This window comes from Nostoc sp. (assembly GCF_036917355.1).
Taxonomy (GTDB): domain Bacteria; phylum Cyanobacteriota; class Cyanobacteriia; order Cyanobacteriales; family Nostocaceae; genus Nostoc.
The window spans coordinates 73525-96785 of sequence record NZ_JBALDP010000001.1; the positions used below are offsets into that span (position 1 = coordinate 73525).

Annotated in this window: 15 protein-coding genes and 1 pseudogene; 9 read left to right on the plus strand and 7 right to left on the minus strand. The window is 40.8% G+C overall.

Annotated elements, in window-relative coordinates; genetic code table 11:
- Nucleotides 1-59: 59 nt before the first annotated feature.
- The gene (locus tag V7K53_RS00280; protein ID WP_335195716.1) at nucleotides 60-698 is read left to right on the plus strand and encodes an acetoacetate decarboxylase family protein; all 639 of its coding nucleotides are present in this window, start codon (nucleotides 60-62) and stop codon (nucleotides 696-698) included.
- A 44-nt stretch (nucleotides 699-742) separates the two neighbouring features.
- Here V7K53_RS00280 and V7K53_RS00285 read toward each other — a convergent pair whose 3' ends face one another.
- The 3 genes from V7K53_RS00285 to V7K53_RS00295 all read right to left on the minus strand — a co-directional run bounded on the left by V7K53_RS00285 (nucleotide 743) and on the right by V7K53_RS00295 (nucleotide 10404).
- The gene (locus tag V7K53_RS00285; protein WP_335195717.1) at nucleotides 743-6886 is read right to left on the minus strand and encodes an nSTAND1 domain-containing NTPase; all 6144 of its coding nucleotides are present in this window, start codon (nucleotides 6884-6886) and stop codon (nucleotides 743-745) included.
- Nucleotides 6887-6988: 102 nt separating this feature from the next.
- Nucleotides 6989-8413, minus strand: a complete 1425-nt coding sequence (locus V7K53_RS00290; RefSeq protein ID WP_335195718.1) for an ATP-binding protein — start codon at nucleotides 8411-8413, stop codon at nucleotides 6989-6991.
- 110 nt (nucleotides 8414-8523) lie between these two features.
- The gene (locus tag V7K53_RS00295; RefSeq protein ID WP_335195719.1) at nucleotides 8524-10404 is read right to left on the minus strand and encodes an ABC transporter ATP-binding protein; all 1881 of its coding nucleotides are present in this window, start codon (nucleotides 10402-10404) and stop codon (nucleotides 8524-8526) included.
- Nucleotides 10405-10684: 280 nt separating this feature from the next.
- On the opposite strand from V7K53_RS00295, the pseudogene V7K53_RS00300 reads away from it, so the two are divergent.
- The 3 genes and pseudogenes from V7K53_RS00300 to V7K53_RS00310 form a co-directional block, all read left to right on the plus strand.
- A pseudogene (locus V7K53_RS00300) lies at nucleotides 10685-10803 on the plus strand (ATP-binding protein); the annotation flags it as partial.
- A 254-nt stretch (nucleotides 10804-11057) separates the two neighbouring features.
- Nucleotides 11058-12080, plus strand: coding sequence for a tetratricopeptide repeat protein (locus V7K53_RS00305; RefSeq protein WP_335195720.1), 1023 nt, complete (start codon nucleotides 11058-11060; stop codon nucleotides 12078-12080).
- Nucleotides 12081-12256: 176 nt separating this feature from the next.
- Nucleotides 12257-13270 (plus strand): zinc-dependent alcohol dehydrogenase family protein, encoded by a 1014-nt coding sequence (locus V7K53_RS00310; RefSeq protein ID WP_335195721.1) that lies wholly within the window; start codon nucleotides 12257-12259, stop codon nucleotides 13268-13270.
- Between the two features lie 96 nt (nucleotides 13271-13366).
- Here the strand turns inward: V7K53_RS00310 and V7K53_RS00315 are convergent, their stop codons facing one another.
- From V7K53_RS00315 to V7K53_RS00325, 3 genes are all read right to left on the minus strand, one after another.
- Nucleotides 13367-14038 (minus strand): glutathione S-transferase family protein, encoded by a 672-nt coding sequence (locus V7K53_RS00315; protein ID WP_335195722.1) that lies wholly within the window; start codon nucleotides 14036-14038, stop codon nucleotides 13367-13369.
- Between the two features lie 258 nt (nucleotides 14039-14296).
- Nucleotides 14297-15424, minus strand: a complete 1128-nt coding sequence (locus V7K53_RS00320) for an aryl-sulfate sulfotransferase (RefSeq protein WP_335195723.1) — start codon at nucleotides 15422-15424, stop codon at nucleotides 14297-14299.
- A gap of 174 nt (nucleotides 15425-15598) precedes the next feature.
- The gene (locus V7K53_RS00325) at nucleotides 15599-16636 is read right to left on the minus strand and encodes an NADP(H)-dependent aldo-keto reductase (protein WP_335195724.1); all 1038 of its coding nucleotides are present in this window, start codon (nucleotides 16634-16636) and stop codon (nucleotides 15599-15601) included.
- 1028 nt (nucleotides 16637-17664) lie between these two features.
- On the opposite strand from V7K53_RS00325, the gene V7K53_RS00330 reads away from it, so the two are divergent.
- The 5 genes from V7K53_RS00330 (at nucleotide 17665) to V7K53_RS00350 (ending at nucleotide 21741) form a co-directional block, all read left to right on the plus strand.
- On the plus strand, nucleotides 17665-18402 hold the full coding sequence (locus V7K53_RS00330; protein WP_335195725.1) for a Crp/Fnr family transcriptional regulator: 738 nt from the start codon (nucleotides 17665-17667) through the stop codon (nucleotides 18400-18402).
- Nucleotides 18403-18591: 189 nt separating this feature from the next.
- A complete protein-coding gene (locus V7K53_RS00335) occupies nucleotides 18592-19320 on the plus strand; it encodes a Crp/Fnr family transcriptional regulator (protein WP_335195726.1) in 729 nt (242 codons plus the stop codon).
- Between the two features lie 98 nt (nucleotides 19321-19418).
- A complete protein-coding gene (locus V7K53_RS00340) occupies nucleotides 19419-20129 on the plus strand; it encodes a Crp/Fnr family transcriptional regulator (protein ID WP_335195727.1) in 711 nt (236 codons plus the stop codon).
- A 320-nt stretch (nucleotides 20130-20449) separates the two neighbouring features.
- Nucleotides 20450-20911 carry a response regulator gene (locus V7K53_RS00345; RefSeq protein ID WP_335195728.1) on the plus strand — a complete coding sequence of 154 codons (462 nt, stop codon included), beginning with the start codon at nucleotides 20450-20452 and terminating at the stop codon, nucleotides 20909-20911.
- Between the two features lie 239 nt (nucleotides 20912-21150).
- Nucleotides 21151-21741, plus strand: a complete 591-nt coding sequence (locus V7K53_RS00350; protein WP_335195729.1) for a peptidoglycan-binding protein — start codon at nucleotides 21151-21153, stop codon at nucleotides 21739-21741.
- 77 nt (nucleotides 21742-21818) lie between these two features.
- Here the strand turns inward: V7K53_RS00350 and wecB are convergent, their stop codons facing one another.
- Nucleotides 21819-22931: a non-hydrolyzing UDP-N-acetylglucosamine 2-epimerase gene (wecB, locus tag V7K53_RS00355; protein ID WP_335195730.1), complete on the minus strand. Its 1113-nt coding sequence runs from the start codon at nucleotides 22929-22931 to the stop codon at nucleotides 21819-21821.
- Between the last annotated feature and the right edge of the window lie 330 nt (nucleotides 22932-23261).

Below are 23261 nucleotides of genomic sequence, written 5' to 3' on the forward strand. Positions count from 1 at the left end.
GATTTTTTTTTAGGAGTTAGGGGTTAGGAATTAGGTATATAAAGTCCGGTTAATCTCTTATGCCATATCCACAAGCACCTTGGACACTTCAAGGCTATGCTATCCAAACTCTGCATTTGGTAAATATTGACCAAGTGCGCCCTTTGATTCCCTTAGAGTTAGACATTGTTTCTGTATGGCCTGGTAAAACTCTCGCTAGCGTGTATTTATCTCATTATGGGTCAGGCTCAGTACTGGAGTATAGTGAGTTAATTGTTGTCCCAGCTTTGATTAATTACCAGAGGAAAATCGGCGCTTGGATTTCTCACATTTATGTAGATAATGCTGATTCGGTGGCTGGTGGTCGAGAAATTTGGGGACTACCAAAGGAACTAGCTAAGTTTACCTGGGAACAAGGAAAGCATATTACTGTGCATCAGGAAAACCAGAAATTGTGTAGTCTTAAGTATAATCAACAAAGCTTGGCATGGAGACAGCGATTAAGTGCTTCTAGTTTCAGCGCTAAGGGTACTGATTTGCTGATATTCTCTGCTGAATTTAAGTCTTTGTTGGGTTTGATTGGTTCTAAGTTAGAAATCCCCGCCGAAAGTCCTTTTTCTGGAATAGGTTTGGGTCAACCTCGGTTAACTGTGCGTTGTGAGCAGATGAGTTTGCGGGTTGATGCGCCAAAAGTGGTAGGTCAATCAATTTTAAATTAATTTAAAGGTGTTTTATTTGACTCAAAATAAGACACCTTGAGCTTTCACTTTTGTTTGTAGATGTCGTCACAGATATAGCGATCGCTCTCTGCTTTTGGGTTATTCTTCAGATAATCATGCGCTATGTCACAACCGCGTTTGAGAAGTTTATTTAAGTCAAAATCCCAAACCAAAACACCATCATAATCACCAGATGCAATACTCTTACCATCTGGGCTAAAACTGACATCACTGCTACCAAAGCGCTCATAAGTTGTCAATAAACTACCATCAATACTCCAGAGTTTAACTTTTGTCACACCAGCTGAGGCAATCATCTTACCGTCTGGGCTGAAACTGACTTTGGTAACAGGCTCATCACCATTTAAAGTAGCTGAACTTTTACTATTTTTGCTATCTAGATTCCAGAGTTTTATGGTGTTATCTTGACTGGCAGAGGCAATGGTTTTACCATCGGGGCTGAAACTCACACTTGTTACCTTGTTACCATGCTCTTCAAAAGATTTAATTACTTTGCCATCGGGTTGCCAGACTTTAACAGTTTTGTCATCACTCGCGGAGGCAATTAGTTTACCATCTGGGCTAAAACTGACACTATTGACCTTGTTTTTATGCTTAGTGAAAGTGTAGACCAGAGTACCATCACGCCGCCAAAGTTTTACTGTGTTGTCATCACTTGCTGAAGCAATCATCCCACTCTTGGGGCTGATACTCAAACTATTTATCCAATTTTTATGCCCTGGCAAAGTCTTTAATAGTTGAGCTTCCTTGCCTGATTGTTCAGGAAGCTGCCAGAGTTTTAATACATCATCACTCCCAAAAATTGCTATTTTATTACTATTAGGGATAGACACCATACTTTCAACCCGATTACCTTTTGCCTTAATAGTCTTTAACAATTTTACTTTTGTCTTAGCGTTGCCATTAATTCCCCAGAATTGCACTTCATTCTTTTTAGTGCGGATAGCTAAGGTTTGACTATCTGAACTAAAACTCAGCGGCGGTTGATCGTTGCAGAAATTATCATCCTCAAACTCCTTAATATTTTTATTCGGAAGACAATCGAAACTTTTGAGGAAAATACCGTCAATCCGCCACAGTTCCACACTTCCAAAATTTGTTGGGATCACTAAAATTTGACCGTCTGGGCTGAACTTGAAATCTGATGAATATGTATTGCCTAAATCTGCCTTCTGACTTTTTACTTGAATAGTTCTAATTGGTGTGCCATCACGTTTCCAAAGCTTTACCTTGTCATTGTCTTCAAGAGTAACCAAAGTTTGGTAATCAGGACTAAAAATACTTAAATTATTTTCAAAAGTCGAGAGCAGAGATCCATCACGCTTCCAAAAGTATATTTTGTTATTATCATTATTGGAACCAACAATTATTTGACTATCAGACGTAAAATTTGAGGTTCCAATGAGGCTTTTGTCCTTATTCTGAAGCTTTGCCAGATAAGTTCCATCCATACGCCATAATTCTGGTGTCTTCTCAGTCTTACGATTGTTAATAGCTATTATCTCACCATCCGAGCTAAAAATTACTGACATTTTCTGATCAGATTTCAGACTCTTAATTAATTTCCCGTCCCTCGTCAAAAATTTTACAGTGTTATCGCTGTCCAAAATAGCCAACGTTTTGCTATTACGACTGAAACTGATATTTTGGATATCACCATTAAAGCTAGTAAGAAGTGTTCCATTACGACGCCAGAGTTTGATAGTTTTATCTTCACTAGCTGTGATAAGAGTTTCTCCATCTTGGCTAAAGCTAATCTTAGATACTTTATTTAGTCCATTAAGGCTGGTAATAAATTTTCCATCCCGTCGCCAGAGTTTGATAGTTTTATCTTCGCTAGCTGTGGCAAGAGTTTCTCCATTTGGACTGAAGCTAATCTGGTATACCTTATCTTTATGACCTTGGAGAATTTTAATTAGCTTGCCATCTGTTGAGTATAGTTCTACAGTATTATCATTACTTACTAGAGCAATTGTTCGTTTATCGGGACTGAAACTACCATCAATAAATTTTCCCTGATAATTTTTGATAAAAGTACCATTCTGCTGCCATAGTTGCAATGTGTTAACCTGACTGGCAGAAATTAATTTATGACTATCAGTACTAAAACTAATTTTTGATTTACTTTCTGGCAAGGTTGTCTTTAGAATGCCATCACTTTGCCAAAGTTTTACTTCTTTATTATTAACAGAGACAATTATCTGACCATTGGGACTGAAACTTACCTTATTCTTTACCCTATTGACCTCATTAGAATCACTTTTATTATAAGTTTGGAAATTTCTGGTTTTCAGACTCCAGAGTTTTACAGTTTTGTCCTCGCTTCCAGAAGCAAGCATTTTACCATCGGGGCTAAGGCTAACACTAGTGACTTCGTTTCTATGTCCTGTAAAATAAAAATTAATTTTGTTCCCAGTATCAATCTTTAAAATGGATGCATTGAGAATATAACGTAATCTATTTAAAATAGTTTGATAGATGCTAGACGAGTAAATAGTCTGACCGTCATGGCTCAAAACTAGACTTTGTTTTTGAGAATTAGAATATGAAGAAGAAAACGATTTGATAAAAGAGCCGTCACGACGTCTTAGTGTAATATAATTAGCATCTTGTACAACAATAGTTTTACCGTCGGGGCTGAAATTGACGCGATTACCTCCTTGATTTAATGTTTTAATTTCTTTACCATCTAGACTCCATAATTTCATCATTTCGTTACTAATAGAAGCAATTACCTTGCTATCCGAGCTAAAGTTGATACTGTTAATGCTTTCCTTGTGTCCTCTGAAAGTTGTGATTTCTTTTCCGTCCAAATTCCAAAGTTTTAAAGTTTCATCCTTACTACCAGAAATCATTTTCTGACCATCGGGGCTAAAGCTAAAGCTAGTAATCTCATCTTCATGCCCTTTAAAAGTGGCAATTTTTTGACCTTTTAAACTCCACAATTTGAGAGTTTTATCTTCACTCCCAGAAAGTATCTTTTGACTGTTGGGGCTGAAACCAAGGCTAGTAATTTTCTTTTCGTGGGCTTTAAAATCTTTAATTTTTGTGCCATCGCGACTCCAAATTATCACCATGCCATCTGCACTGCCAGAGGCTATCATTTTACCGTCAGGACTAAAACTAACACTCGTGACATTATCACTATGTCCTTCTAAACTGTTACGTTCATTTATGGTATAAACTGCATCTTGTAATGCAGTTTTTACTTGGATTTCCGTTTCAGGTTTGACTCCAACTGACCACCACTGTTGCAGTCGTTTACCTGCTTTTATACTTTTGACCAGTGCCTCTAAATCCTGATTCGATTTTAGTAGCCCTTTTGCTTCTGTACTTGTAGATAAGAGTTGGATATTGTTCTGACTTATCAACACCACAGGTAAGAATATTGTTAATGCTCCAGCTATCGTTCCTAGTGATACTTTCCAAAGCAATCCACGACGTGTTTCTAGTAATTGCTCCTTAAGAACTTCATTCAGCTTTGCTTCTGTTAGCTTTCGTTGTTCTCTCTCTTTTTCCAACTCAGCAATTAATCGGGCTGATTGTTGCTGGCGCACAAATGGCACTAAATAATCATGTACTAGTTGATAGCGGTCAGCAGGTGATGCTGGTACCCTTAGCACTAACCCCGATTTCACTAATATTTCTAAAACTAAGTCGAGCTTTTCACTTTTTACATCTAACTCTAATTCCAAATCAGCACGAGTTTTTAAAGGGCGGGTATTCTTTTCATCTGTAAGTAAATATAAAACTAGTTTGGCTATCTGTTCATTATCAGAACCGCAGTCTTGGACAATTTCTTCTAAAAATCGTCCAACAAAGTTTTCTTTAGGGCCATGTTGCTGATACTGTTCTAGCTTTGTTATTTTTTCTGTTTGTAATTGCGCTCCTACTACTTGCAATTCAATGGGGCGTACTTCGCCTAAGTCTCTAGCTAAATCCTTCACTAATTCATCAATTAATGGTGCTTCTAAAACTGACTGGCTTTTTTGAGTTAAGTTTTGAATAATTAATTTAGCGTCTTCTAATGAAAAATTATCCAAATGATAGAGAATATCTTTATCTAAAATATTGTTACTAATAACATCAAAGTTTGCCAGCCGATTATTGCATTCTAATAAATAATGTAGATAATCTTCGCGTAAAGACAAGATAACCTTTATATAAGGTATATCTAGACAGTCACGTAAAAACTCGTAAAATTTTCGTCTATTACTTGGATCGTTATAAATGAAGAAAAATTCTTCAAATTGGTCGAAGATTAAAACTGTCAGCAGGTTATAATCATCATGTTTTTCTAATTGCTTGAGAATAGACTTTTCCCCTGCTGTGTCTTCTCTTAAGGGAGGAGAGTATTCATAGCTTCTGCCTTCATAAGGAATGCGCGGTAAGTCAGAAATAGCATCTCGTAAACGGTTGCCTAATTCTATAATCCAATCTGGATAAACTTGCTGTAAAACAGGCAAAACATCACGAACACCAATGGATCTCTGTTTCAATGCCGGGATTAATCCAGCCTGTAAAATTGAACTTTTACCAACACCTGATTGCCCATGAATAATTGTTAATTTGCGGTCATGTTGACCCATGCGCTCAATCAGGCGATTAATATCTTGCTGTCTTCCAGAAGCAGCGATTTCTGTAGCGACTGTTTCTTGTTGTTCAACGGATGCTAAAGCCGGGTTATTTACTGTTTGTTGTGCTTGTAACCTACCTGCACCAATGAAAGCACGGAAACCATATTGCTGTTCAAGCGATCGCTGTTCTTGTTTAAGATGAAATGCAGTTCGATATTCACCTTTTTTAAAGTAGTTTGCTCGTAACTCTGCCAAAATCTGAATGTAAAGTTCTGGATCGTATTGAGCTTTGGTTTCCGCTCTGGCAGTTTCTAAAGTTTGCAGTGCTGCTTCTGGTTGATTGAGTGCAGATTGCGATCGCGCTAAGGCAAACAAATACCAACCCTGATGATACGACCTTTCCCAATCTAAATCTGCTTTCATCTCCTCTGAGACTGGCGCAGATGTATCTATTTGCACGCTATCCAGCAGAGAAAGCGCTTGTTGTGCCGTTTGCTTTGCCTCATTCCAAGCGGATTTAGCAATTAGCACCTCAGCCAGAAAGCTATAAGCTCTGGCTAGTTTAAACTGATTGGGATAGGTTTGATGCAACGCAATTGCTTTGTTAGCAACAGCCTCCAACTCTTTCCACTGTTGCAAATTTTGCAGTACAGAACCCAAAGCGTTGATAAATTTTGCTACTAAATCTTGGCGATTAGCTTGCTCAAATACCTGAATACATTCCTGAAAATAATCTTTGGCAAGACTATGAGCGCGATCGCGTTCGGGGTGATGTAACACTGCATAGGTACGCCACCAAAGTCCTAGAGAGTAAAGTAAACAGGCGCGTCGTTCTAGGAAGCGGGGTAATGGAGAATCGTTGACAAAAAGAGCTAAACTACGCTCGTAATATTGCCCTGACAATTCCAGCGAACTAGAATTCGCCCGACCTAGCATAAATTCTAAACTCGCTTCCAGTTCTGGATTCAAACTCAAACGACGATTTTGTAAATCATGCCATGCTGACTCCAACTCAACTCGGCGTGGAGAGCCAACTTGTAAATTCAGCGCCGTACTATCGAGATATCTGCCTGCACCAGCCGCTAAAACTTTTTCAAAGACTTCATCAGCAGTTTGCTGGATAAAATCAATTAAATCATCAGTGGCGATCGCAAATTCAACGATAGTACTCCAACTGTGTAAATCTGGTGCTAATCGCATGAGTTTGTGCAGCACGTCATCCGTTACCCACAACACCAACGGAAAGTGAAAGTTTTTTCTAAACTCCTCCCTGACCTGATTTGCACCACTCAGCACTTGTTCTAGCTTGCTGACCGATTCTAAACCAGAGACTACCAGCGCCTGGGGATGCTCAGAACCCAGTAAATTTTGGATAGTTTGGAAAAATGTCTTAATCGACTTATCCAAAACTATCTCCCGAATTTTCAAATCGCTCGATGCTTGCAGACTTTGCACCAAACGCCTTCGCAAACTAGCTCCATTACAGAGTGCCAAAATCAGGGAAAATTCTTCTTGAGAAGTAGCGATCGCCCATGCTAATTCTTGTAAAGAATTTTCGTTGTTGATTGCGAGTGGCTGTGGATCGCTCATGACTAGACCTCGCTGATAGATGGGGAGAGTGGGAGCAGGAGGAGAATAATAACTCTTAACTCCTCACTCCTAACTTCTAACTCTTAACTTTTAACTCTTAACTTAAAGCTGCAACCCTGGTGCTTCTGCCAAAATCGGATTAATTTCAAACCAAGACCCCTGAGTGTCTCGGTACTCATAGACGAACCGACTGTGTACCAAAACTCGGTATCCATCATCGCCGCTTACCCATTTCCGCTGTTGTACTTGGCGCAACAAATTCCACTCATCATCTGTGATTGCTAAGGTCATTTGATTGCAGTAGGCTCTAATTACAGTTTCTAACCCCGCACGCGATAAAGGTAGTTTTCTTTCCTTTTTCATCCAATCGTTGAGCAGTCTGAGTAATTCGCGGACATGACCCCCACTAATGCGGCAGAGTCTTTCTAATGTTTCTGGAGTATCAAAAATCTCTGTAATCCAGCCGAGGCGCTCCTCTGGCTGATTATCAGGATAAGCTCTTGCTAGGATCATTTGTGCCAATAGTGCCAGACCTTCAGCGCATTCACTGCCATCGCGTAATTGCACTGGCACCATCGGTAACACTTTTGGATAGACCATAAATCGCTGTGTTAACCTGCTCAAGTCGTTGGAAAACATCAACTCTAAAGGCATGGTGTAAACCACGTGGCACTTAAGTTGAGTTAATTGTTCTCCCCGATCTACAAATAGGTACTCAGGCTGGGGTCGTCCCCAAGACTTGTTAGCAGTCTCAACGCGATCGAGATTATCGACAATTACCACTAGTCCTTTTTTGCCGTGTTGCTTCAGTTTAACTATGGCAGGTTCGAGTAGTTCCTCGTTAATTACATCTATAATGCCTTTTGTGCGCGGCCCTAAGTATTCTCTTAACTTGTTGCGAAGTTCAGGGCTATTTTTGGTTTTGGCTGTAATTTTGCCAATGCCTAGCGCCACCACTGATACTCCTTCTTTCTCATTGGCTTTCAGCTCTCCAATACCTGGAATTTTCGCTTCAGCAGCAAACTTGCCCTCAGTACTCGCAGAAACTTTACCAATGCCAGGAAGTGATGCTTCGGCAGAAACTTCAACTTCTGTCATCAACAGTTTAGCGGCTCCTTGAAGAATTTTCTTCAGACCTTGGGGTTCAGGAATTTCTAGTTTTTCTAAGCTATCGAGACTTTCACTAACTCGGCGAGCTACGCTTAATAAAATATCACTGATATCGACATCACCCATTTCCAGGTCTTGACTGGACTCAAAATATACTACATGGAAGTCTGATTGCTCTAATTCTGCTTTCAGTCTGAGCAATTCTGTAGATTTGCCGCAGCCGATATGACCTGTAAATAATTCGCAGGTAGGGCCTTCCGGTGAGAAAAATGTAATATTCTCCCTCAACTCCTCAATAATCCTGCCACCGCGCACTGAGGAAAAATCAATATAGTACTTTCGATCCTCGGCATTTTCTACAGCCAAAGTCTTGCTAGGGTTGCAAGCCTGATAAAACTTCTGTAAATCCGGTTTCATTAACTACATCACAACAAGGCTTTTCTTTAATTGTCAACACAAACTCTGTTACATATTCCGCAAAATTAAGTTATTTTTGTAGAAAATATGAGTTTTTGACTATCTATCCTCTAACTTCCCAACATCTGCAAGTTATGCAAAGTGGCATAAAGCCCTCCTTGTTGCAGTAGTTGCTCGTGACTTCCCTGTTCGATTAATTCGCCACGCTTGAGAACAAAAATCCGGTCTACATTGCGAATTGTAGACAAGCGGTGAGCAATAATAATGGCGGTACGTCTGAGCAAAAGCTGGTTTAATGCCTCTTGAACTGAAGCTTCTGTGCCAACATCTAAACTAGCGGTAGCCTCATCTAGTACCAAAATTTGCGGATTGCGAATGGCAGCCCGCGCAAAGGCTAAAAGTTGCTTTTGACCACTAGAAATATTTGTGCCCCGTTCTCGAAGTTGAGTATCATAACCTTGAGGTAATTCTTCTATAAACTGGGCAATGTTGGTTTCTTCGGCTGCTTGTTGAATCTGCTCAATGGTGTAGCCATCTCCTAAAGAGATGTTGCTTTTAACATCGCCAGCAAACAAAAAGCCTTCTTGTAAAATTACTGCCATGTAGCGCCGCAGTTCTGCTTGTGGTACTTCCCGAATGTCTACGCCATCTATGAGAATGCGTCCTTGGGTAGGTTCGTAGAGGCGGCACAAAAGACGGATAATCGAAGTTTTACCCGCACCAGTGGGGCCGACTAATGCAATTTTTTCACCAGGATGAATGGTGAAATCTAAGTCTTTAATTACGTAATCATCATTTTTGTAGGCAAACCAGACGCGATCGAAGCGAATCTCTCCCAGTTCTGGGGGGGAAGTGAGGTCTGGGGATTCTAGATTTGCCAGGATTTCGTCGATATAGCCAAATTTTGCATCAAATATTGAGAAGCGGACATTGGCGCGATCGCGAATTTCTATCGGTTCATCTAATATATCGCCTACGCGTTCAATGGCAGTGAAACCAGCTTGAATTACTGTAAATTTTTCCGCAAAAGCCCTTAAAGGGTCAAATAATCGCTGGGCATACAATACAAATGTCGATAAAGTCCCGAAAGTCAAGTTTTTTTCTAACAGCAACCAACCACCCACGCACAAAACACCTGCGATCGCAATCAGTCCAATCCATTCTAAGGTTGCTGAAACAAATGAATCATAAAAGATGGTTTTATCCATTTGCTGAGTGTAGTGGCTGTTCGTAGCACGAAACAATTCGGCATTAAATTTTTCTCTACGGAACAACTGTACGACGTTAATACCAAGCACATTTTCTTGTAGCTGTGAATTCAGGGTCGAAAGTTCTTCTCGCCCTTTGTAATTGGCTTTGCGGTACTGTTTTTGAATGTAAACAATTACCCAGCTAGTCGGTAACAGCATCAATACCAGCAAGCAAGAAAGTTGCCACTGGATGGAAAACATTAAACCCAAAGTCACCAGCATTAAAAACAAATCGGATATAATGCCAACCGCCCCAGTCGAAAAGACATCGCCTAACACTTCTACATCGCTGGTGATTCTGGTAATTAATTTACCTACGGGTGTGCGGTCAAAAAAGCGCACTGCTAGAGATGTTACATGCTGAAATAAGTCTTGGCGAATTGCTGCGGTGATTTGTTGCCCTAGCTTTTGGACTATATAACCTTGAAAACCTGTCAACATCAATTGGATGGCGATCGCAATTACCAATAATCCCTCTAGAATATTTAGCCCTTGCGAGAAGGGACGATTCCTGAAAAATTCGTAAGTGCTTGGTTCGTTACGAATCAGAGAGATTACTTGGCCAATTAAGAAAGGTTGTACGGCATTAGCTAGTGCGATCGGTACGAGTAGGCACATCGACAGCGCCAGTAGCCGTCCGTTACGACGGGCATAAGGCACCAAACGCAAAAATAACCGCCAGTCATTTTCACGCCGACGATCTGGTGTATAAGATTTTTTCAGAGATTGGTAGATGCTCATAGTAAGAGCATTATATTAATGTTTGGAAAAAAACACGCTTGTTTAAAGTAGCGTTTATCTTCCTACTCTGATACCATGCCTGAGATAGAAACTGCAAGACTACTACTAAGACCCGATATTCCTCAAGATTTGGATGATTCCCTTTACATTTTGCAATCTTAAAACTATCAGTCCCCTACCCAGAAATGTTGCCACTGTTTAATTGAATTTGGCGGCTCAAAACGATTCACAACCGCAGCCTACAGAATCATTGGCGAACAAACTGGTAAACATAAGGACTTCAAGGCTTCAGGGCGCGCTGACTGGGTTACAGACCAAGGCTTGATTTATAATGCCGAGCTAGGTTATCAACTGGCATTGCCTTTACTGGCCTTGTGGTTGCGGCAACGGTTGAGCTGAAAATAGTGATGTAACAACAAGATTCGCGACTTTTTAAATAAATCGGGAATCCGAGGGCGCACAGAAGTGCGCTCCTACAGTATTTGTATTAATTGCTTCATAAATATTCCTGTAAGTATGAAAAAATAGCATACTTATCTGTTTACGTCTTATATCTAAAGATAGAAGATTGAGGTTAAAATTTGGGAAACCTAAGAGGGGTTCATTCCCAAGAGATGTTCTACCTACTTATCGCAGAATGCAACTGAGGTCAGATGACGCAACCTTTAAATCAAGTCAAAGAATGGGAACAACGTCGTGACGAAGCAAACCGCTACTACCAACGGGGGAAATTTCAAGAGTCTCTCGATCTTGCAACCAAAAATTTACACTTGGCTAGAGCAATTCCAGACCGAGCTAGAGAAGGTTATACATTAAACGACCTCGGTTTAGCTCACCTCAGTTGCTGGCAACCTCAAAAAGCATTAGAGCGCTTTCATCAGGCGCTTTCGGTTGCTGTTGAAATTGGCAACACGCCAGCAGAGGCAACTGCACTTAGCAATCTGGGTTCTACCTACAGCCGTCTTGGACGCTTTTCGCAAGCGTTGGAATATTTTGACAAAGCACTGCCAATCTTTAGGCGATCGCAAGATACTCAAAGTGAAGTTTCTACTCTTAATGATGTCGCGCTAATTTATACCCGCTTAGGAGAACCAAAACGGGCACTGTTGCTACAACACCAAATTTTGAGGATGCGGCGATTGTTGGGTGACTTTTCTGGTGAAGCAACAACGCTCAATGGTATTGGATTTGCCTACAATGTCTTAGGCAAGTTTGAGCAAGCGCTAGAATTTTTTCAAGCAGCACTGCCAATTCAACGAGCGGTCAAGAATTTGCTTGGAGAAGCAACCACCTTAAACAATATTGCTTCTGTCTATCATGATTTAGGACAACCGAAACAAGCGCTGTTGCTCTACTATCAAGTTCTTTTGACACGTCGAGCAATTAGCGATCGCTCTGGTGAAGCAACAACTCTTCACAACATTGGTTTTACCTACAGCACCCTGGCAGAGCATCGCCAAGCAATGAAGTTCTACAAGCAAGCCATTGTGATTTATCAAGAACTGGGCGATAATCTCGGAGAAATTTCAACTTTGTTAAATATGGGAAGCGTTTACGCCACCACGAAACGGAAAAAAATGGCGCGATCGTGCTACCAAAATGCCCAAGAGTTAGCAGAGCAAATTGAATATCAGCCACTTTTAGAAAAAGTACACCAGTTCATAGATTCTCTGTAGCTCCAGTTTCCTTTCTCCCAACATGGGAGAAGGGGTTAGGGGATGAGGGCAACCCTACTAGTGAAATTAAATATGCGTTATCCAGAACCCTTGTAGAGACGTAGCACTTGCTATGCCTCTAAATTCTTTTTTACCCTAGCTACAATACCAAAGTTGTAGCTAGAACAAGGACATCTATGGAAGCTTACGAAATTCAAAGCAACGCCGGAATTGATGCCCTGGCATTAGTCGATCGCCCCCAACCAAAACCCGCAGCTGGACAAGTTCTGATTCAAGTGAAGGCAACATCCTTAAATTATCGCGATCTGCTGGTTATTGAAGGAGCTTACGGTGCTGGACAGAAATATCCATTAATTCCCATGTCTGACGGTGCGGGAGAAGTTGTGGCAGTAGGGGAAGGTGTGACACGGGTAAAAATAGGCGATCGCGTCGCTGGTATTTTCTTCCAAGACTGGATTTATGGCTCTTTAACTAAAGAGAAAATGAAATCCGATCTCGGAGGCGGTATCGATGGAATGCTGGCTGAGTATGTCGTATTACACCAAGACGGTTTAGTAATATTACCAGACCACCTATCATACATTGAAGGCGCAACTTTGCCCTGTGCAGCAGTCACAGCTTGGCACGGACTGGTGACAAAAGGCAATATTGGTGCAGGTGATAGTGTTTTATTACTCGGTACTGGAGGAGTTTCAATTTTTGCTCTCCAGTTTGCCAAGATACATGGTGCTAGAGCGATTATTACTTCCAGCAGTGATGAGAAGTTGGCACGAGCTAAACAGCTTGGTGCTGACGAGACAATCAACTACAAAGCAACACCAGATTGGGAAAAGCAAGTTTATCAATTAACCAATCGCACGGGTGTAGATCGTGTAGTTGAGGTAGGCGGTGCAGGTACTCTGCCAAAATCGCTACAAGCAGTCCGCATTGGAGGACGTATTAGTTTGATTGGCGTATTGTCAGGCAGAGGAAATGAGATTGACCCCATGCCAATACTTTTTAAGAGTTTAACAGTTCAGGGGATTTATGTTGGCAGTCGGGAAATGTTTGAGGCGATGAATCAGGCGCTGCAACAGCATCAAATCAAACCAATTATCGATCGAGTTTTTCCCTTCAGTGAAGCACGAGAGGCTTATCATTACCTCAAAAGCGCGGCTCACTTTGGTAAAGTTGTAATTAATAATACTTAGCATACGCCCAGTACAAGTTCGTAATTTTCAAGAGTTTAATTTTATGTTTCAAGTGGGAATTTAAATTCCCACTTGAAACATAGTTATAAATTACGTTTAAACAGCAGCGAGAGTAGGTGCAGCGAATTTAGCATATCGCTCGATGTAGAATTCTTTAGAGTGAGCGATCGCTTTCACAGATTCACGCTCTTTTAAAGCATGTTTCCACTGGCGTAGACGAGTAAATTGCTCTGGTATTCCAAAGCCGCGATACTGCTTCAGTGCAGCCCAGCGCTCAAACCAAGGGAAGTAAGTGAAATCGACCAAACTGATAGATTCACCAAACCAGTAAGGGCCTTCTCCAGAAAGCTTTGCTAAACCTTCGTTTTCAATGAATTCCAGATGTTTGTATAGTTCCTGTTTAGCTTCTTCTTGTTTTTGGGGATCTGAACTCCGCAGTAGGGTAGAAAAAGCGGGAACGAATCTGGTGTTAGCAAAATCGATCCAGATGCGAGCCTGTGCCCTAGCAATGGGGCTGCTAGGTAACAGTGGTGGATTGGGAAATACCTCATCGAGATACTCGTTAATTACTGCTGACTCCCAAACTGGCTCATTACCATGAGTTAGTGCAGGCACTTTCCCATAGGGAGAAACTTTGGTAAATCCTTCAGGCTTATTCTGCAAATCAATTTCAATCAAATCGAAGTCGATGCCTTTCTCTTGGAGTACCAAGCGGGTACGGTGAGCATAAGGACAAACAACTGCACTGTATACTTTGATTTGGGCCATGTTTAAGTACCTTGGTAAATAGGACTTGTTAATCGGCATTGGGAATTGAATTTTCATCCAAAATCCCAAATCTTAAATTGTTAGTGTCACAAAACCTTTTTGAAGCAAATGTAGCGTGAAAAATTCTCGACACTAACCAAACTTTAAAACTGGAGTAATACTCAAATAACCCAAAATTGTTGGTAAGGATAGGGGGTAGAGAATAGGGAATAGGGATTAATTATTTCCTCCTCTGCTCCCCTGCCCCTCTGCCTTCCCCTACAGCCAAGGCACTTCTTCAGGTGCATAACGGAAGGCACGGAAGACTGTATTTTGCTCTCCACGAGTTACCGGCGACTTCTCACCTGGAATATTCCGAAATGCAAAGTGGGGATTGATGTATTCCCAAACAATTTCCCCTGTAACTGTCACCTCAAATATTCGACCATAAGCACCTTCTGTAATTAAGGTATTGCCATTGGCCAAACGTTGCGCTCCTGATATATAAGAACTGAAAAAATTTTGGGGCGGATTGTCAGTGTATTCCCAAACTATTTCTTTGGTTTGACGGTTCACCTCAATCACACGAGAAAAATTCAGAGCAATGTTACGGCGATGTGTGCCATTGTCGAAAATCAAGATATTACCGTTGGCTAATTCGTTCGGGAAGTGCTGCTGTGCTAGCACGTCATCGCCCAACGTCCAGATGATTTCGCCGGTTTTGCGATCGACAATCACAACTGTGGAGATATTACGAAAGCTCACTATAATGTTGCCATCAGCGAGTTCACCTACAGTATTCCCATGAGTCCATTCATGTCGATGATCCTGGGGTGTAATCGTAAATATATCTGGATCGAGGTGTTCGTGGGCGTGCCAAGTCCAAACGATTTCACCTGCTGGAGTCACCTCATAAAGCACATCTGCATAGATATCACCATCTGGTTCTGTACCTGGTACACCGCCTTTGATACGGGGAACCAAAGACTGAGGTATCTTTTCAATGGCGAGTAGAATTGTGTTGCCATTGGCTAATCTGCGTCCATCATGATGATGATCTGGATGCTTATATTCCCAGATAATATTACCCTTGGGATCTGCTTCTAAAACAACGCCACTTTTGAATGCAGCCCACAAAGCAAAACGTAGTGGTTCTTCTGGTGGAGTCTTACCGTTATAAAAGAGGTTGCCATTGGGTAAGAGATAACCGTATAATCCCGGTGGATAAGGGAGATTCCACTGGTGTACGACTTCTCCTTCCAGGTTCAGAAGGTAGACTTCACCTTGACCTGTCAAGGGTGTGAAAAGTGTATATCCTTTGAAAGCTTTTTCGGGATTGTAAGCCTTTAAACCAGTACCCCGACGACGAATAGTATTCTGGTCAACCAATGTTGCTGTAAAAGTCATATTTACCTACTAACTAAATATCTAGTTTTGAATCTAAAAACTAGGACAGAATGCATCGCCCACTTCTACTCTGATAATGAGAGTTAGAGGCTCTAGGAGGCGTTACCAGGCTGGAGCCTGGTAACGAGGCGAACTGTCTTTAATTTTGAATTTTGAATTTTGAATTTTTAATTGTTAAGGTGCTGGGTTTGGCGACTGAGCATGAACTATATCCAACTCTTCCAAAATGTCTTTGTTGAGAACTACATTCACACTTTCTAAATTCTCTTTAAGTTGTTCTAATGTGGTAGCACCAATAATTGTGCTAGGGACAAACCAACGACTCCGCACAAATGCTAAGGCTAGATGCGCTGGACTTAGTTGATGGCGCTTGGCAATTTCCACATAAGCTGATACAGCTTGACTGACTTTCGGTTTCAGATAGCGCTGACCAAAATTTTCAAACAAAGTGACTCTGGCTTTCTCTGGTTTGCCGTTGAGATATTTGCCAGTCAAGAAACCAAATGCTAAAGGACTATAAGCTAGTAACCCAATTTCTTCGTGATAAACTGCTTCTGCTAAGGCTCCATCAAATACTCTATTCAACAAGTTGTAAGCATTTTGAATGGAAACAACTTTAGGTAATCCTAATTGTTTAGCAGCGTTACTAAATTGGGCAACTCCCCAAGGTGTTTCGTTACTCAAACCGATATAGCGAATTTTTCCCGCTTTAATTACGTCGGCAAAAACTGCTAGTTGTTCAGCAATGGGAACCGTTTCTCCCACCTGAGTCGGATCGAACACTGTTTGTCCAAATCGTGGCACGTAGCGATCTGGCCAGTGAATTTGATACAGATCGATATAGTCTGTCTGTAATCTTTTTAAACTATCATCTACAGCTTGTTTGATATTATCACGATCGATTGCTTTGGCTCCTCCACGTACCCATTTAAAGCCTCGACCAGGGCCAGCAATTTTAGTAGCTAAAATAACTCGATCTCTTTGTTGACGTTTTAACCATTCGCCAATGTAAGTTTCAGTTAATCCATAAGTTTCGGCACTTGTTGGGACAGGGTACATCTCTGCTGCATCAATAAAATTGACTCCTTGGGCAATAGAATAATCTAGTTGCTCATGGGCTTCTTCAATAGTATTTTGCTGTCCATAAGTCATGGTACCCAAACAAATTTCAGAAACCTTTAAGTCACTCTTGCCAAGTTGGTTATACTTCATCTTTCTGTGTTGTTATTCAGTAAGTTTGACATTGATATTTTTGTTGGATATTTTGCATTTTGTCAAGGACGCTATTATTTTTAAGTAGATTAGCTTTAAACAACACTTAATTTTGCACTAAGTCAAGATAAAACTTTCAACAAATTAATATTTTTTTATTAATACTAAAAACTGATAGGCAAACCGTATTCAATGGATACAATTGCTTATTATTGCATAGATGAACCAGATAAATAAGCTAGTTGAGAGTAATAAAAAATCTAAAATTGTAGTAGCGAATACTTGCTTTTATTGAGTCTTTGTGAGATTGAGTATTTTAGTCTGAGTACATACTACTATAAATCAGTCTGTTTTTCGTAGTATATCAAAAAATCTGAAAATTCTTCTGGAATTAAGTCTTAATAAATGTTCATAATAAGCTACTTAGTTCTAAGTAGCTTGTATTCACAGTAATCAAAATATACCAAACTACCTCGGAGAGTTCACACACAACATCCGGTGGTAGCAATGACAAAGATTTTGGGCTTTAAGGATTTGTATAACTAGGAATTTTTTGCTGCGATCGCTTCTAACTATACTCATGTCTATAACAATATAATTAGAACATAATTTCATTTAATGATGCGATCGCAAGTGCAATTACAGTAAAATTTATCAATTCCAATTATTAATATTTATTCCATTTGAGCCGACACTAATAACTTTTTTAACATCCTTTCTATTAACTTTGCTAAAACCAATATTTAACATCACTAGATAGTTGTTTGCTGGGGTACGTATTTAATAGTTTGCTATCAATATGTATTATCTTGTCTAATATTTTAGATACCTGTACTAAGTTTTTGAGCTATATCTATCTGGATTATTTTGTTATTAGAAAAAACTAATTTAGTTATGTTATATTTATAGATAGGAGTATAAAAAAAATTTAGAAATTACACCTTTTGACATTAGGATTAAATTCTTGATTTTTCTCCTTATGCCTGGAGTTGCCTTTTCTAGAGACGGCTAGATTCAGGAAAATCCTAATGTCATTAAACAAAAATGCCCTTGAGCAACCAACAAATAAGTTGCTTGCAGCCTTGCCAGCCAGTGATTATCAGCGTCTTATTCCCCATCTGAAGCTGGTTCCACTATCAAATCGGCAAGTCCTTTACCAAACAGGCGAACCGATTACCCAGGTCTATTTTCCTAATAAAGCAGTGGTTTCTATTGTCACCACTATGGAAGATGGCTCGACAATGGAAATTGGTTTAGTGAGCAATGAAGGTATGGTGGGTATCCCAGTAATTTTAGGAGACAACATCACAACCACAACTGCATTGGTGCAGATTCCAGGTACTGCCATACAAATCGATGCAGATATACTTAGAAGCGAGTTCAATCGTGGTACAGCGCTTCAAAGCCTGCTGCTGTGCTATGTACAAGGGGTATACACTCAAATAGTACAAGAATCTGCCTGCAACCGTCTTCATCAGCTAGAAAAGCGGCTGGCTCGTTGGCTACTGACCGTTTCTGACCGTCTGGAATCAAAGGAATTTCCGCTTACTCAAGAATTTATCTCAGAGATCCTGGGTGTAAATAGCGCTGGTGTCAGCGAAGCATTTAGCACCCTGAGCCAAGCTGGAATAATCGCCTACCACTGTGGTCAAATTAAGATCCTGAATCGAGAGGCTTTAGAAAAAACCTCTTGTGAATGTTATCAGATATTAGAAAAGGAATTTGTTCGTTTATTGGACAATAAACCCAATAAACGGCTAAAATAATTTTTTTTAAGCTTCTGTGTACGGTAGCGCACAGACGTAAATAAGTGTGTTAATTTAAGCTTCTTTAGATTGTCCCCGTGTTTCTTTAGCGAATACACCTTTTGACATTAGGATCTAATCCTTAAATCCTTTCCTTGTGTCTTGAGTTGGCTTTTCTAAAGTCACCTATGTTAAGGAGACTGGCTTCTAATGTCATTAGATAAAAATCTCTTGCAGCAACCATCAAATAAGCTGCTCGCAGCTCTGCCAGCCAGTGATTATCAGCGTCTTGTCCCTCATCTAAAGCTAGTTTTGCTCGAAGTTCACCAAATGCTTTACCAAGCAGGCGAACCAATCACACAAGTATATTTTCCTGAAAAAGGAATGGTTTCTATAGTTGCCACTATGGAAGATGGCTCAACGGCGGAAGTTGGGGTAGTGAGCAGTGAAGGCATGATTGGTATCCCGGTAATTTTAGGGAACAATATCACAACCACAACATCATTTGTGCAGATTTCGGGCACTGCTATGCAGATAAATGCAGATGTAGTTAGAGCCGAGTTTAATCGGGGCGGAGCTATTCAAAAGCTGCTGCTGTCCTACATACAAACTATATACTCTGAACTGGCGCAAGCAGCCGCCTGCAACCGTCTGCATACATTGGACGAACGCCTGGCTCGCTGGCTATTGACAGTCTCTGACCGTGTGGAATCAGAAGATTTTTTCCTCACACAAGAATTTATCGCCCAGATGCTAGGTGTACGTCGTTCCGGCGTTACAGTTGCGGCTAGCACCCTCAACAGAGCCGGAATGATCAGTTACAAACGTGGTCATATTAGCATCCTGAACAGAGAAGATTTGGAAGCAACTTCCTGCGAGTGTTATCGAGTCATACAAAACGAATTTGCTCGGTTATTGGGCAAAATGCCCAATAACTGAGCCAAAAAAATTTTTTGAGTTATGTGTGCGAAACCGGACAGACTCGCAAAAGTAATTTGATTTAAAGTATTTTGAGCAAATTTCTCTTTTAATGTTCAGTGGCCGAAAACACTCTTAAGCCGCAAGTAAATAGGTTACTCGCGGCTTTGCCAGTGAGTGATTATCAGCGTCTTGTACCGCACTTGAAGTTGGTTTCGCTTTCGACTCGGCATGTCATTTACGAATCAGGAGAACCGATCGCACACGTCTATTTTCCCCAACACGGAGTAGTTTCTTTAGTCGCTAGTATGGAAGATGGCTCGATGATGGAAGTTGGGATAGTGAGCAATGAAGGGATGCTCGGTATCCCAGTAATTTTAGGAGGCAACACAACAACCACAAAAGCGTTTGTGCAGGTTGCGGGTGCTGCTATGCAGATAGATGCAGATGTACTTAAAACCGAGTTCAATCAGGGTGGAGCTATTCAAAAGCTGCTACTGCGCTATGTACAAGCTGCATATACTGAATTAACACAAGGATGTGCCTGCAACCGTTTTCATACTGTAGAGCAGCGGCTGGCTCGTTGGCTACTGACAGTCTCTGACCGCTTGCAATCAGAGGATTTTCCGCTCACACAAGAATTTATCGCCCAGATGCTAGGTGTACGGCGCTCCGGTGTGACAGTAGCAGCTAATACCCTGAGCCGAACCGGAATGATTCGCTACCAGCGTGGTCGTATTAGCATCCTCAACCGAGAGGATTTGTCAGCAACTTCCTGCGAGTGTTATCGGGTCATCCAAAACGAATTTGCTCGGTTGCTGGGGAATTAGCCAAGGCGCGTAGGCGTAGCCCGTCGTAGACATCGCCAATAAATTATTTTAAGTTACTATGTCTGAAACCGGACAGACGCTTACTAGTTAGTTCTTTTAAGATTTAGTAAAGTACGCATTCAATAGACTTCTTGCAAAAGTCGGGGGAAAGGGTAAGGGGGAAAGGGTAAAGAAACTCAAAATCCTTTCCCTTTAACCTTTACCCTTTTCCCTAAGAGTGCAAAAACATATTTTTGCAAGAGGTCTAATGGCATTTACAAATACCTGCCTTTTGATGTAATTGCTACTTCAAATATTTCAGCTATAGGACGGTTAGAAAAATGTCTAATCAATCAATGTCTTTTAAAGGTTTGCGATTGCTGGTTGTTGACGACGATTTTGATACAAGAACATTACTTACCTACTTATTTGAATTAGGCGAAGCAGAGATTATCACTGCTGCTTCAGCAGGGGAGGCTATAAAAATAATGTCTTTTTATAAACCAGACGTTCTAATTAGTGACATTTATTTACCAGATGAAGACGGCTATTCACTGCTCTTGAAGGTCAGAAATTTAGAAGCAAAGCGAGGGAGAGAGATTCCAGCTATTGCTCTGACGGCATCTGCTTCCGACGAAGACCGTAAATGTGCATGTTTAGCAGGTTATGATATATACCGATGTAAGCCGATAGATTTAGACGAATTAGCTTTTCTGGTTGCTAGTTTAGTTGGAATCGACAATAGGCTTGAGATATTGGGATGCAACAAGGCAGAAGCCAGTAGGCAAGAAATCTTTAACTAAATTTTATTTAAAAAATACAATTTTTACGATGGCTTATACCAACGCCTGATGATTTTTATCCTAAATCATCAGGCGATGCTTTTTCTCAGGAATCTTTTGACTAATTTTATTTTTTATTAATTTCGCTATCAATAAAAAACTTTTAAAATACAGTGATATAAAATATACTAAGAATAAATACAGAGAAAGACCAAGTAATTCTCTGCGAGTACTCATTTTTTCATATCAAGGAGTGCATTATGGAATATCTTGCTTATTCCCAGATGTTTATTGCTCAAGAAGAGGCATCTGGAAAGACTAAGTATCATCTTCCTCAACCTCAATTCAATTGGAAAAAACTGCTTAAATCTTCGGCTTGGTTAGCTTTAGCTGGTGTTGGTGTATTATTTGCTGCTGTAACCCAAATTCAAGTGAGTTCGGCTGCCTATGTCAAGACTAACGGCAGTTGTTTACGTGTCCGTTCCGGCCCAAGCAGCAACTACTCGTATGTGGACTGTGTACCAAATGGCGCAACACTTCCAGCAATTGAAAGATATGAAAATGGTTTTGCCAGACTTTCTACAGGTAGATACGTTTTTGCCCGATGGATTGGTGATAGACCTAGCAATCGTCCTGTCACTAGACCCGGTGGTGTTGGTGGTTCGGTGATTCTTACCCCTGGTTCAAAAGGTCAGCTCGTCAGAGACCTGCAAACAGCTTTAGGTAATCTCAGGATTGATGGAATTTACGGTCAAGAAACTGTTAGCCGAGTCCGAAGCTTTCAGCAAAGCAAAGGTCTACTTGTAGATGGTGTTGTAGGTCCCGAAACTCGATCGGCTCTGGGTATTTAACCAACTAGTTTTGAGGGTTTGTAGTAAGCACTTTAGTGCTTGAGAAATAAGGACTAAAGTCCTTACTACGAACTTTTTTACCCATGAATATAATTTTGGACAATCTGCAAAATGCGCTCTGCTGCATGACCATCCCCAAAGGGATTGATTGCGTTTGCCATCGCTTCATAAGCATCTGAGTCACTGAGTAACTCAGCAGCAGCTGCAACAATGTTCTCAGTCGTAGTACCGACAAGTTTGGCTGTACCGGCGACAACAGCTTCTGGTCTTTCGGTAGTGTCTCTCAAAACTAGTACTGGTTTTCCCAAGCTGGGGGCTTCTTCTTGCAAGCCACCAGAGTCAGTGAGTAAAAGATGCGATCGCCCAATTGCTCCCACCAATTCCCCATAATCTAGAGGATCTGTCAAGAAAATTCGGGGATGATTCCCTAAAAGTTCCTGCAACGGGACTCGCACTGTCGGATTGCGGTGCAATGGTAAGAGCAAAGCTGTATCAGGAAACTTGTCTAAAATTTGTAAAAAGCCTTGAGCGATCGCTAATAGAGGTTCTCCCCAATTCTCCCGGCGATGAACTGTTGCTAATAAAACCCGATATGAATCCCAGTCTAAGCCTGGAACATCGCAAACTACTTGGGTTGCAGCAACATTTAACAATGCATCAATTACCGTGTTACCCGTCATGTGAATTTCACCCAAAACACCAGAACGATGCAAATTTTCCACAGCCCAAGGAGTCGGTGCAAAGTGCAACTGAGTAATCTGAGAAATTAACCGCCGATTAGCTTCTTCTGGGTAAGGATTGAAGATATCATCAGTTCTTAACCCTGCTTCTACATGACCAACAGGGATTTTTTGATAAAAAGCTGCCAAAGCTGCGGCAAAAGCAGTCGTAGTGTCTCCCTGCACGATTACGAAATCTGGCTTTTCCGCCTTAAATAATGCTTCTAACCCTTGTAAACTACGGCAAGTAATATCATTTAGAGATTGCTGAACCTGCATAATTTCCAAGTTATAATCTGCCTTGATATTAAACAGTTGCATAACTTGCTCAACCATCTCCCGATGCTGTCCAGTTAGAATTACTTGCAACTGAAATTCTGAAGACTTTTGGAAAACCTGAATCACTGGAGCGAGTTTAATCGCTTCCGGGCGAGTACCTAAGATAATGCAAACGCGTTTTTGATTAGTCATTATTCATCTGTAATTTACCATCTATAGTTAATCGTCTATAGTCAATGGTCTATGGTCAATAGTCGGCAGTCAATCCTCACATAAACCATAAATATTAATGGATAAATCACACAAGATATAAAAAAACCGGCTTAACCGGGCAAATGTATTGTTTGTCTAATTAACCTGTAATGACTATTTAAGAGGATGTCTGAGAAGTATTAAATATTTGTTGATCCCCCCTAACTCCCCTTAAAAAAGCAGGGTGGTTTCATACAAAGAAAGAAAAAACTCTATCGAGTTGGTTGGAGAGTGCGCGTTGTGCTTGAGGAATAGTTCGGAAACCGAGTT

Bases quoted from the DNA above. Each gene is read 5' to 3' on its own strand.
- V7K53_RS00280 (WP_335195716.1), top strand. From the start codon at position 60: ATGCCATATCCACAAGCACCTTGGACACTTCAAGGCTATGCTATCCAA.
- V7K53_RS00285 (WP_335195717.1), bottom strand. From the start codon at position 6,886: ATGAGCGATCCACAGCCACTCGCAATCAACAACGAAAATTCTTTACAA.
- V7K53_RS00290 (WP_335195718.1), bottom strand. From the start codon at position 8,413: ATGAAACCGGATTTACAGAAGTTTTATCAGGCTTGCAACCCTAGCAAG.
- V7K53_RS00295 (WP_335195719.1), bottom strand. From the start codon at position 10,404: ATGAGCATCTACCAATCTCTGAAAAAATCTTATACACCAGATCGTCGG.
- V7K53_RS00305 (WP_335195720.1), top strand. From the start codon at position 11,058: ATGACGCAACCTTTAAATCAAGTCAAAGAATGGGAACAACGTCGTGAC.
- V7K53_RS00310 (WP_335195721.1), top strand. From the start codon at position 12,257: ATGGAAGCTTACGAAATTCAAAGCAACGCCGGAATTGATGCCCTGGCA.
- V7K53_RS00315 (WP_335195722.1), bottom strand. From the start codon at position 14,038: ATGGCCCAAATCAAAGTATACAGTGCAGTTGTTTGTCCTTATGCTCAC.
- V7K53_RS00320 (WP_335195723.1), bottom strand. From the start codon at position 15,424: ATGACTTTTACAGCAACATTGGTTGACCAGAATACTATTCGTCGTCGG.
- V7K53_RS00325 (WP_335195724.1), bottom strand. From the start codon at position 16,636: ATGAAGTATAACCAACTTGGCAAGAGTGACTTAAAGGTTTCTGAAATT.
- V7K53_RS00330 (WP_335195725.1), top strand. From the start codon at position 17,665: ATGTCATTAAACAAAAATGCCCTTGAGCAACCAACAAATAAGTTGCTT.
- V7K53_RS00335 (WP_335195726.1), top strand. From the start codon at position 18,592: ATGTCATTAGATAAAAATCTCTTGCAGCAACCATCAAATAAGCTGCTC.
- V7K53_RS00345 (WP_335195728.1), top strand. From the start codon at position 20,450: ATGTCTAATCAATCAATGTCTTTTAAAGGTTTGCGATTGCTGGTTGTT.
- V7K53_RS00350 (WP_335195729.1), top strand. From the start codon at position 21,151: ATGGAATATCTTGCTTATTCCCAGATGTTTATTGCTCAAGAAGAGGCA.
- wecB (WP_335195730.1), bottom strand. From the start codon at position 22,931: ATGACTAATCAAAAACGCGTTTGCATTATCTTAGGTACTCGCCCGGAA.